Here is a 10878-nt window from a genome sequence, read left to right as displayed (position 1 = left end):
CAGCTCACAGCTCATACCTCACAACTTTTAATTGAGAAGATCCGCCGCTTCCTGGCTATATTGCTGCTTGAAATAGCGATGAGGCGTGAGCGGTAAGGTGCAGGCCGCCCGCCACTCACACCTCACACCTCATTACTCATGAAAAAAATAGCACTGATTACCGGGGCGACCTCCGGCATTGGATTGGCCACCGCAAGAAGGCTGGCACAGGTTGGAATTGATCTGATTTTATGCGGGCGAAGAATCGACCGGCTAAAAGAACTCGAGCAGGAGCTGGGCGCGATAGTGAAAGTTAAAACACTCCATTTTGATGTCAGGGCGGAAGCTGAGGTGACCGCCGCGCTGCAGTCTTTGGAAGGCGACTGGCAAAATGTAACCATCCTGGTCAATAACGCGGGTAATGCGCATGGCCTGAGCTCAATTGAAGAGGGCAATACAGCAGATTGGGACGCAATGATAGACGGCAATGTGAAGGGATTGCTGTATGTTTCCCGGGCGATCCTGCCGGGTATGGTCGAGCGGAAAACGGGGCATGTAGTCAATATCAGCTCCATTGCCGGTAAAGAGACCTACCGGAATGGCGCCGTTTACTGTGCTTCCAAGGCGGCGGTAGAGGCCATCAGCCAGGGTATGCGCCTGGATCTCACCGAGCATGGCGTGAAGGTAACTAATATTGCGCCCGGCGCAGTGGAAACGGAATTTTCGCTGGTCCGCTTCAAAGGAGATGCCGAACGTGCCGGCAAGGTGTACCAGGGATTTGAGCCGTTGCGGCCTGAGGACATTGCCGATGCCGTTTGCTATGCGGTAAGCGCGCCGGCGCACGTAACCATTGCCGACATGACGATTCTCGCCGGTGCACAGTCGCAGGCGACTACCATCTTCCGTAATAGCTGAATTTCTTATCCTACGTCAAGGCGCTGCGGCGCTCCGGGTGGTATCTTGCGGTAGTTCGCAATAACGAAACGGAGTGAAGGCAGAAATGAACAGAAAAGGTTTTATCAGGACAGCAGCAGCATTAATGACTATGGGAGGATTAGGCGATTTTCAAAGGTTTACAGGCAGTCTCCGGGAAAACGGTGTTTTGATGCCCGTTTTGTTTATCGGCCACGGGTCGCCGATGAACGGAATTGAAGACAATGAATTCAGCCGGCGTTGGGAAAAACTCGGAAAAGAGATACCGGAACCAGCAGCCGTGCTGGTAGTGTCGGCGCACTGGCTGACCCGCGGAACGCATATTACCGCCATGGAAAATCCGCGGACTATCCATGATTTCGGAGGGTTTCCCAAAGCGTTGTTTGAGGTGCAGTACACTGCGCCGGGGAACCCCGAACTGGCGAGAGAAACGCAGACGATGGTTCATTCCACATCCGTAGAACTTGACCACGACTGGGGCCTGGACCATGGCGCCTGGACGGTGGTGCGCAGGATGTACCCCGACGCGCGTATCCCGGTGTTACAGCTCAGCATCGACTATGGCAAGCCGGCGGCCTATCACTATGAGCTGGGAAAAGAGCTGAAGGCATTGCGGAAAAAAGGGGTGCTGATCATTGGCAGTGGTAATATGGTACACAACCTCAGGATGATTGACTGGGCCCATATGCACACCGATAATTTCGGATTCGACTGGGCAATAGAAATGAGCCATCTTTTCAAAGACAAGATAAACGCCGGCGATCACGCGGCGCTCATTGACTATCTTCGGCTGAGCCCGTCGGCAAAGCTGGCGGTGCCCACGCCCGATCATTATTATCCTTTGATGTACACGCTAGCGCTTCAGGATCCCGATGAGCAGCCGGTCATTTTCAATGACAAACTGGTGGCGGGTTCACTCAACATGACTTCCGTGAAATTCGGATAGCTTCAGGCGTTTTTCCCGGGTGCGGCCTCTGTCTCCGAATTGACCATGAAGAAGGCGGTTTGGGGAAACCTGGCAAACAATTCCTGTTTCAGGTCTTCCGGGATGTCCAATGAATTTACTGCGCTTGCCATGCACTCGAGCCATGCGTACGCATCGTCATGGGTGATCGGGTGGGGTAAATGGCGCGCACGCATTTTCGGGTGTCCGTACTGCTCGGAGTAGAGTGCCGGGCCGCCCAAAAACTGGCTCAGGAACATTCTTTGCTTTTCTTTGATCAGCTCCTTGTCGGTTTTAAAGAGACGTCCGATCAGGGGATGGACGAAGACCTGGTCGTAAAACTTCTCTACCAGCCGGCGGAGCGTGGCATCGCCGCCAAGCCGGTAATACAGGGCATCTTCGTTTAAATTGTGTTCTTCCACTTTCATAATGAGGTCAACACAAAAATGAGGCATTTTGTGCCGCCCGGGTACTGAGAAATGCCCGGAAAGCCTTTTTTGAGGGCATTTCTCAGGGGCTTGCAGCCGGAACAACGGTAGTTCTCGGCTACTGGCTGAGGTAGCCGCCGTCAATCGGGTAGTAACTGCCGGTAGCAAACGACGACTTATCGCTGGCCAGCCAGAGAAACAGTTCCGCAACTTCCTCCGGGCGTCCCAGTCTTCCGATAGGGTGCGCCCTGGTGATAGCCTCCCTGAATTCTCCCGTCAGGCCATTCAGGATGGGCGTATCAATAAAAGCAGGGCCGACTGAATTGACTCTTACTCCTTTGGCCGACGACTCGAGCGCCGCTACTTTTGTGAGACCCACTACAGCGTGTTTCGAAGCCACGTAAGCGGAAGCATTGGCCAGACCTACCGCGCCAAGAATGGAAGCCACATTAATAATGGATCCTTTTCCCGCTGTTTTTTCAATGGCGGGGATCTGGTATTTGAGGCCGTAAAAAACGCCTGAAAGATTAATGTCGATCACTTTTTGCCACTCGTCAACCGGGTACTCGGCAATGGGACCGCTGTACCCGCCAATACCGGCGTTGTTGACCGCGATATCCAGCCGGCCGAAAGTTTCAAGTGCAAAAAGAACGGTTTTTTCGGCATCTTCCGCTTTGCCGGCGTTCGCTTTCAGAAACGCGGCTTTTCCCCCGGAGGCCAGTATCTTTTCTACGAGGGCCTTTCCTTCGGTTTCATTAATGTCGGTGACGATTACGCCTGCTCCTTCCCGGGCGAACAACAGGGCGGTGCTCGCCCCGATGCCGGAGGCGGCTCCTGTTACGATGGCTACTTTACCTGATAAAACGTTCATTTTGATAAGGCAGATGATGATGATTAGATAATAGTACAAAGTACGCGTTTTTGACCCTCGCCCCGACTCCGTACCGGGTGACTTCGGTCATGTATTGCTATGATATCGGTTGTCATTTTGCCTTGCGGAGCCAGGTTCTGCCGAGGGTCCATTCCACGAAATCGGCTTTCCCCATATGGGCTTTGATGGAGACGCCGGTGTAATATTTCCGGAAGATTTTATACCGCACCCCAATTCTCAGGAATACCGGGCTGACTTCGCCATTGAAGGCATGCCGGTTCAGGTAAAGGCCTACGTTCCCGTTGAGGTAAAGTTGTTTGGTGAGGACATGGTCGATATAGAAGGCGGGCCCCCCGGAAAACAGGGTATTGAACTTTCCCTTACTGTCGCCGGCAACGGCAGGATACCGTCCGGAATCCGAGTAAAAGAGATCGCCGCCGAGACCGAGCCGCCACTTGTAGCCAAACGACCTGCTCCCGTAAAAGCCGACGGTGGATTTGAAATACCGGCGTCCACCCGGTGTAAATTGCTTGATTCCGAATGAGTAATGCAGGTGATGGGCAATGTCATTTTCCTTGGGTGCGTCGGCATTTTTCGAAAAGTCAGGCTGCCGGCGGCCAGGGTGGTAGGTGAGGGCAAAAGTCAGCGGAATCAGGTTAATACCTTTATTGGGGAGCTTGATCGAACCGTTCGAGAAATGATGAAAAGCCAGTCCGGTTCCCAGCTGAAACCGTTTGCCCAGCCTGTAATTGGCCTGGGCGCCCAGGTCTATAAATACGGTCCGGTGACTTCCGAGCAGGATATTATTGGGATTGTTCACTTCATCGAAGGGTACAAAATTGCTTGCCATGCCAAGCGAAATCCTGTAGTTGAAGTCCCATCTCCTGAAGCGGCCGGGTGCAATAGGGATAGCCACGAAGCCGTACAGGGCGGTGGGAGTGCCAATTTCCTTTTTCCGGAAAGTGCTGGCATAGAAGCCGATTCCGTAGATCGGGTAATGATAACGTTGGTGGTACAGGTCGCCACCCCGCTCCGTTTGCCAGCCTACCTTGAGATTAATCCCGTTGTAGTAAATGTCATTGAGATCTTCCCGTACCTGCTTGTTGTTGTGGATCATCCCGCCGTTTTCCGTTTCCAATTGCCATACCACGCGCCATTTCGCCGGCAGCGGCTCGCGGGCAGTGGTGTCGGCGCCGTAACGGGGAAGCACCTGCGCCCCGCACCACGAAACCACGAAGAAGAATAAACTGATCAGTAAAGTTTTTTTCATAGCCTGTCAATGAATTTGAGCGCCAATCCCCACAGCTCACTGCTCATTACTCACCCCTTTTTTCTTAAAATCCGACCCCAATAGTTTGTCCCAAAGCATACTGCTTACCCCGAACCCCTTTGTTTCGTCCTGGTAGTGGTGGGTCATGTGATGTTTCTTCAGGGCTTTCCAGAAGCCGCTTTTAAAGTTGGCGTGATGCAGGGCATAATGGGTCATATCGTAAAGGAGGTAACCTGTAACAAACCCTGGAAAGAACCCGGATAGATGATGAGGGTCCAGTAAGGTATTGAAAAAAAAGAAAAAGAGCAAGGCGAGGGGTATGCTGGCGGAAGGCGGCATGACCAGGCGCTTAGCATCGTTGGGGTAATCGTGGTGTACACCGTGAAAAATAAAGTGAATGCGTTCCATAATTCTACCTTTCGGGTGAAAATGGAACACAAACCGGTGCAGGAAGTATTCTGTGGCCGACCATACCAGCAGACCCAGGGAAAACCAGCCCAGGTACCGGAACAGGCTCAGCCGGTGTTCCGAGAAGGCGGTCCAGGTAAAGAAGCCGATAACCGGCAGGTAGATAAACAGCGGGACGCTGTAGTGAACCTTTGAGAGCGATTCCAGGAAATTGTTTTTGAACATCCTGGTAGACTCCGTTGCGTTTGAAATATATTTCTTTTTCACGGCTATAAGGGAATAATTCGCTGAACAACGGGTTTGCCGGTTGCGGCCTCTACTCCTGTGAGTTCGATGTACAACACATTAGGCGACCAGAATGTCCCGCCGTCAATCCTGATGAATATGCGTTTGAGAATGCTTTCTTTCTGATAAATTTCCGTAAAGACACGGTATCGGTTGTCCTGGTCTTTTTTCAGGACCAGGCGGTGCTTCGGGTAGGCGACAGCCCGCAATTCGTATTGGTTTTCTCCGATTCGCTTCGACTTTATACCATAAGCGAAGGTGCGTTGGATGTAGTTGAGTTCGGTCTTAGCGCCATTCTCGGCATACCGGATCCAGAATGGTTTTACCGGTGTGCTGCGTGCGAGGTTCCCGTGACGATCGGTCTGCAGCGCATAACAGATGGTGTTGGTATTCGGATCCCGCTGAATATAAAACAGAAGTCCTTCAAAAGCAGGCACCGGGAAGGACTCATGGACGGGTTCCGTCGGACTGCGCTCGGTTTCCCGAACAAGGAAGTTAGGGAAAAAGGTGAAGAAAATCAAGAGCATTAAACTCCACATGGCTCACAGGAATTGTAATTCTTTGAGAACTGCGAACGTTTTTTCCGCGCTGGCGATGGTATTTTCTATGGCTGCCTCATCCCTTGAAAACGGGCCGAAATGTTCTGTTTTGATCGAAGCCAATGCAGATCCGAAATGCCCCGCCTCTTCAATGCCGCCATTTCGGGCTCTTTTATAGAGATAACCAGCCATGTAAGAGTCGCCGCAGCCGGTCGTGTCCGTTACCTGTTGGGGGCGAAATGCGGGGATCTGGGTAAACCTGCCTTCTGAAAGAATGACGGACCCCCGGTCACCGAGGGTGACAATTACTTCTTCCACACCCAGGTCGGCAAGGTAGTTTGCGCCTACGTAGATATCTTTTGTTCCCGTCACCACTTCCATTTCAAACTCGTTGGTTTTCAGAATGCTCACATATTGAAGCGCTTCCCGCTTTTCGTGCCAATCCCGGTAGGCGACTTTCTGATAGACCAGGTGCCGCAGGTGCCCCTGTATATCCATCGATATCTTTCCTTTTCCATGCAGCGACCGGATCAGCGCCAACGGTATATCGGAGGCGAGAAGGGCGCCTAGGTGATAATACCGCGCGTTTACTTCGGGGAACTGATCAGGTGAAATCGGATCGGCTACCTGTAATACATTCTGATCGCGACGGTTCATGTCTTCGCCGTAGATGTTTTCGAAGTAGACTGTATTCCGGGTCGGCAGGTTAAACACCCGGATGCCCTGGTTCCGGATTTCTTTCAGAATTGCTGTGTCGGAGGCAGCGATAGCCGTTACGAGCGATGCGTTTACCTCAAGCTGACCCAATGCCCGCGACAGGTAATAGGCAGTTCCGCCGGCCATGATTTGCGTGTTTTGACGGGTCACTACTTTGTCGAGCGTGATATGTCCCACCGTACAGATTTCGAAATTTTTCATTGGCTTGCCAGGTTTAAGACCTTGTCTAAGTCTGAAATGGCAGGTTTCAGATCCAGCAGGTCGTAAATAATAAGATCGGGTTGATGTGGCTGCGCCGGGGCGGAATCGCCGCTGAAAGCTTCCCCTTTCAGCCATATGGTGTGGCACCCCACGATTGCGGCGGGCACAATGTCTTTGGAAAAAGAATCTCCTACTACCACACATTCGCCGGGTGAAAGGCCGAGTGCCGCGACGCCCAGGCGGTAGATCTGAGGGTCGGGTTTGCGAACGCCTACCACGGCAGATTCGATCACCGATTGAAAGAAGCCGAAAATGCCGAAGTCCCGCAGCACGGTGGCAATGTTTCCGTAGAAGTTGGAAACGATCGCCATCGGCAGTTGTCCGGCGAGGGCCTCCAATACCGGTGTTGCCTGTTGAATGGCGTATTCGGCGAAATAGGTGCAGTCTTCGGCAATAGAGTCGATATGGGCGGCCGCAAGGCGCGTTCCGTTATGCTGCAGCCACTCGAACTGGTACCGGATTTTGAGCGTCATCACTTCCTGGAAACCATAGTCGGGTTTCACAACGTTGTTGACGGCAAGCGCCCTTTCCCCGAACCGGTAGGCGTCGAGAAATAATTCCCTGGAGACGGGAAGCCGGTATTTTTGATAATGCTCCCAGATGACCTCCGCCCAATGAAAACCATTGGTGTCGATGGTCCCGCCGTAGTCAAATAAGATCCCCTTTATCATGTTTGGTTGATGATGTTTTGATGGAATAAATTTCTTCCTGTCCACGTTCCTGGAAATACATCAGGCCGTAGCCCACTGCGATCCAGAAGAGTTCCCGGATCCGGGTAACCAGGCTGATAAAAACACCGGACGCAGCAGGCAGACCTACACTTTTCAGGGCCAGCGCCATGCCTCCTTCGCGTGTTCCGAGCTGCATCGGGAAGAAGAATACCAGGTTGGCAAAGAGTGACGAACCGGAGCTGATAATCAAGGCATCGAGCCAGCTCATGTCCAAATGGATGGCCGCACCTATGAAGTAGATTTCGGCGCACCCCACGATCCGGGCCAGGAATTCCAGGCTCATGGACCGGTAAAAGGTAGAACGCCTGTCGGCATAGAGAGTTTTAATCTGGTCGTCGATCCCGGTCAGTGTGGCCCTGTGTCTTTCCAGGAAAAATGATGCCTTTCCACCCACGAGCGGCCATTTTGAAACCGATACAAGTACCGCCACCAGGAAGCCGCGTCGGTACATGCGCATAAACAGGAATCCGAGCAGGAGTCCCGCAGCGAGCAGCGCGGCACATCCGGTCAGCAGCAACATACCCGGCTCGAGAAATACGACAATGAGTACCAGCGAGAACAGCCAGAAAACCACATGTGAAAGCATGTGCATCAGCCCGTATTGTACAACGGCCGACGAAGCGCGGGCTATACCCAGCATAGGTCTCAATTCCATAATGCGGTACGGTTCCCCTCCGAGCCCGACAAACGGCGTGATATAATTGATGGCATAGCCGGAAATAGTGAGCTGCAGTACCCGTCCGAATGCGAGACGCGTTTCCGGTTTATCGCGTTCGTAGATAATGTCATGGAATGCCCAGGCGTTCAGCAGGTAAATGATGATCCAGGAGCCTATTACCGGGGCGAGCCAATAACCCATTCCGGCTATGTGCCCGACCATCTCACGCCAGCCTGTGCGGTAAACCAGCACGGCCATCGTCAGCACGCCCAAGGCGAAAAATAGCAGCTTATAGCGCCTCGTATTCACCGGTTGTTTGCAGTTTATTGAGAAAATGAGCGCTTACCCCCTCCTGTCTCACACACATGTAAACCAGGATAGGATTGAGCACAAATACATCGAAAAAGAAGTACAGCCAGGCCTGGTCAATCAGGAGCCACAGGAAGAGAAACAGTACCCGCGTGTTGAACTGGACAATATTGGTATACTTCATCAGCGGCTTGTTGGCGGTCCTGAAATCGGCAATAAAATTTAACGGCAGTCCATTGGGGAACCGCGTTTTTATTTCGTGCAGGAACCGTTGCAGCCTTGGCGAAAAGAACTCCTGCTGCCTGGTATAGTTGAGGTAACCCCTCGCAATGAGTTTCTTAAAAAAGTCGTGGCGCCAGGACAGTTGTTCATACTCGCGGGCGAGGTCTGCACTGTTGTCGAGTTCGCTGCCGTTGCTGCCTTTGATAAAGAACAGGTGTACCTGGCGGTAGTAGTCGGCCATTGCCGATTGGACTACATGCGAAGCCCCTGCGGCAACTCCCCAGAACCAGATCCACGACGACCACCCTTCTTCCATACTGCGGAAGCAGATGGCAATGTGTATGGCTGCAAACCAGAAATCGCCGGCCAGCCCGTCCAGGATACGGCCGAGGCGGCTTTTGTTGTTGGTCATGCGGGCCAGCTGACCATCGGCGCTGTCGAGCGAATTGGCTATGACCAGGCAAAGCATCCCGACCGCATTGATCGCCAGGCTTTGCGGGTAAAACAGGATCCCCGCAGCAACACCAATAAAAATGCTGATAATGGTAACGGTGTTGGGCGTGATGCCCAGCCGGGCGCAGACCGTGGCGATCCTGAAGCCTATCGGCCGGTAGAACCAGATGTCGATTTGTTCTTCTGTATCATTGGACTTCAGCGATTGCTGAAAAGCGGTCGAGGTCTCCATTGGTGTATCTGCTGGTCAAAATAGTGCGTTTGCTACGGTTGCGCCCTCTTTGGCAAGGCACCGCTCCATAATTCTTTTGGCAATGAAAGGCGCCGCTTCCGACCGGCAGGGCGCAAAGCTGGGCCAGTCGTTGAAGTCGATCAGGTGAAAATTTCCGTCGGGGGCAACAATAGCATCTCCACCGTAAATATCAACATCGAGCAAGGCTGCGGCCCGGTTGGCCTCCTTTCTGAGGTCGTCAATTGCAAAGGTGCTATGTACCATGCCGGGGGCAGGCTGCCGGGTCTCGGGATATTTCACGTGATGGTGGTCGTACGGGTAAAACCAGTAAAAGAAATCGGTCCCGCGGACGCCGTAAAATTTGACGAGGTCTCCCTTGAGGTGCTGATTGACAACCACCTCCGCGATGTCCCGGCGTGCGAACTCTTCCAGCATTTCAACCGCCTGAATTACGTCGGGCACGTAAACCACGTCTTCCTTGTGAAGTGCATGGAAGTCGCCCCGCTTTATCCAGCAACCGTCACTTGCAATGGTTTCCAGTGTTTTTTGAAGGTGTTTTCCGCGGGTAGGCATAATGACGCTGCCTGGGTGCGGCACCCGGTTGGCCACCAGGATTTGCGTCATCTGTGCCCGGTAGCAGTTGCCGATGCCGGTCCCCGAATTGGTGACCCGCACCCCGTCCTCCGCCAGCATTTTCAGCCGGCTGACCACTTCTTTCTCCCGAGCCATTGTAAATACAAATCGGGGGGTGGGAGACGATTCCAGGAATTCGGTTTCCGAAATAAAGCTGATCTGAGCGCCCAGAACTTCCAGGTTACGTGCTGCCAGCCGGAAAATCGCTTCGTCGTTGGCGGTGTGATTGGGAGAAAACTTAGCGCCTCTGTAAATGCCCAGTATTTTCATAAGTCTGTGGTGATAGTCGGGTCTTTGATCAGCCCGGTGTTTAAAAGCTCTTCGGCAACGGCTATATCGGTAAGGTGATCTACATCAACTATACGGGAAAACGGAAATGCTTCCAATGAGAGCCCCCGTTCCAGGAGTGCACGCTGGTAGTTGCGCATACGGCTTACGTGCAGGTCTACGCTCGAAAGTGCCAGATCGAGTGCACGTTGGCGGAGGCAATAGATCCCGCCGGAAACAAACGAGGTTCCGGCAGACGGGCTATCTTCGAAGGCAGTTATTTTTAGTCGGTCGCCGGTCCGTACATAGAGCGGCTTTTCATCGTCAACGAAGGAAGTAACGGCCATTAGCCCGTCCAGGTGAGGTTTGGCTCTGAAGGATTGAATCAGCGACCTGAATTCGTCTTCTTTGAAAACCGTATCGACGGTCGTCAGGCATACTTCACCCCGGATACCGGAAGCGACCAGCGCAGCAAAGCTGTGCAGCGAGCTTTCGGTGTTTTTTACCACCAGGTGAACCGCCGCGCGCATCTGCCAGTCCTTGAGGTATCCGATAAGGGCGGGAGACGATTCGTTGACGATCACGTGGATGCGGCCGGCGCCAAGCCCGGTAAAAAACCGGAGCAGCCGGTCTATCATCGGCTCGCCATTGAGCAGGGTCAACGGTTTGGGGGCCGACGCTCCTTCCTGCGCCAGCCGTTCTCCTTTTCCTGCAGCTATGATGGCATATTCCATGGGCA

General features: G+C 53.1%; 13 protein-coding genes. 2 read left to right on the top strand and 11 right to left on the bottom strand.

All coding sequences use genetic code 11. The annotated features are described in order from the left end of the window. Nucleotides 1-138: 138 nt before the first annotated feature. A complete protein-coding gene (locus ABD852_RS16345; RefSeq protein ID WP_345030836.1) occupies nucleotides 139-894 on the top strand; it encodes an SDR family NAD(P)-dependent oxidoreductase in 756 nt (251 codons plus the stop codon). A 130-nt stretch (nucleotides 895-1024) separates the two neighbouring features. Further along, a complete protein-coding gene (ygiD, locus tag ABD852_RS16340; protein ID WP_345031084.1) occupies nucleotides 1025-1858 on the top strand; it encodes a 4,5-DOPA-extradiol-dioxygenase in 834 nt (277 codons plus the stop codon). Between the two features lie 2 nt (nucleotides 1859-1860). On the opposite strand, the gene ABD852_RS16335 is transcribed toward ygiD, so the two are convergent. The 11 genes from ABD852_RS16335 to ABD852_RS16285 all read right to left on the bottom strand — a co-directional run bounded on the left by ABD852_RS16335 (nucleotide 1861) and on the right by ABD852_RS16285 (nucleotide 10873). Beyond that, nucleotides 1861-2310 (bottom strand): globin domain-containing protein, encoded by a 450-nt coding sequence (locus ABD852_RS16335; protein WP_345030833.1) that lies wholly within the window; start codon nucleotides 2308-2310, stop codon nucleotides 1861-1863. 91 nt (nucleotides 2311-2401) lie between these two features. Next, nucleotides 2402-3193, bottom strand: a complete 792-nt coding sequence (locus ABD852_RS16330) for an SDR family NAD(P)-dependent oxidoreductase (protein WP_345030831.1) — start codon at nucleotides 3191-3193, stop codon at nucleotides 2402-2404. A gap of 73 nt (nucleotides 3194-3266) precedes the next feature. Next, the gene (locus tag ABD852_RS16325) at nucleotides 3267-4424 is read right to left on the bottom strand and encodes an acyloxyacyl hydrolase (protein ID WP_345030829.1); all 1158 of its coding nucleotides are present in this window, start codon (nucleotides 4422-4424) and stop codon (nucleotides 3267-3269) included. Between the two features lie 36 nt (nucleotides 4425-4460). Next, a complete protein-coding gene (locus ABD852_RS16320; protein WP_345030827.1) occupies nucleotides 4461-5099 on the bottom strand; it encodes a sterol desaturase family protein in 639 nt (212 codons plus the stop codon). Between the two features lie 2 nt (nucleotides 5100-5101). Continuing rightward, nucleotides 5102-5656: a DUF4833 domain-containing protein gene (locus ABD852_RS16315; protein ID WP_345030825.1), complete on the bottom strand. Its 555-nt coding sequence runs from the start codon at nucleotides 5654-5656 to the stop codon at nucleotides 5102-5104. A 3-nt stretch (nucleotides 5657-5659) separates the two neighbouring features. Then, nucleotides 5660-6574, bottom strand: coding sequence for a PfkB family carbohydrate kinase (locus ABD852_RS16310; RefSeq protein WP_345030823.1), 915 nt, complete (start codon nucleotides 6572-6574; stop codon nucleotides 5660-5662). Beyond that, nucleotides 6571-7305, bottom strand: coding sequence for an HAD family hydrolase (locus ABD852_RS16305; RefSeq protein ID WP_345030822.1), 735 nt, complete (start codon nucleotides 7303-7305; stop codon nucleotides 6571-6573). The genes ABD852_RS16310 and ABD852_RS16305 overlap by 4 nt, the downstream gene beginning before the upstream one ends. After that, complete coding sequence (locus ABD852_RS16300) at nucleotides 7283-8332, bottom strand: lysylphosphatidylglycerol synthase transmembrane domain-containing protein (protein WP_345030819.1); 1050 nt, start codon at nucleotides 8330-8332, stop codon at nucleotides 7283-7285. The genes ABD852_RS16305 and ABD852_RS16300 overlap by 23 nt, the downstream gene beginning before the upstream one ends. Next, nucleotides 8313-9239, bottom strand: coding sequence for a CDP-alcohol phosphatidyltransferase family protein (locus ABD852_RS16295; RefSeq protein ID WP_345030818.1), 927 nt, complete (start codon nucleotides 9237-9239; stop codon nucleotides 8313-8315). Before ABD852_RS16295 ends, ABD852_RS16300 begins: the two co-directional genes overlap by 20 nt. Before the next feature lie 15 nt (nucleotides 9240-9254). Continuing rightward, nucleotides 9255-10142 (bottom strand): hypothetical protein, encoded by an 888-nt coding sequence (locus ABD852_RS16290; RefSeq protein ID WP_345030816.1) that lies wholly within the window; start codon nucleotides 10140-10142, stop codon nucleotides 9255-9257. Further along, on the bottom strand, nucleotides 10139-10873 hold the full coding sequence (locus ABD852_RS16285) for an NTP transferase domain-containing protein (protein ID WP_345030814.1): 735 nt from the start codon (nucleotides 10871-10873) through the stop codon (nucleotides 10139-10141). The genes ABD852_RS16290 and ABD852_RS16285 overlap by 4 nt, the downstream gene beginning before the upstream one ends. Nucleotides 10874-10878: the final 5 nt, after the last annotated feature.

Source organism: Ravibacter arvi (genome assembly GCF_039540405.1).
GTDB classification, from domain to species: domain Bacteria; phylum Bacteroidota; class Bacteroidia; order Cytophagales; family Spirosomataceae; genus Ravibacter; species Ravibacter arvi.
The sequence above is the reverse complement of the archived record's forward strand: the minus strand, read 5'-3'. Positions and strand labels throughout refer to the sequence as shown.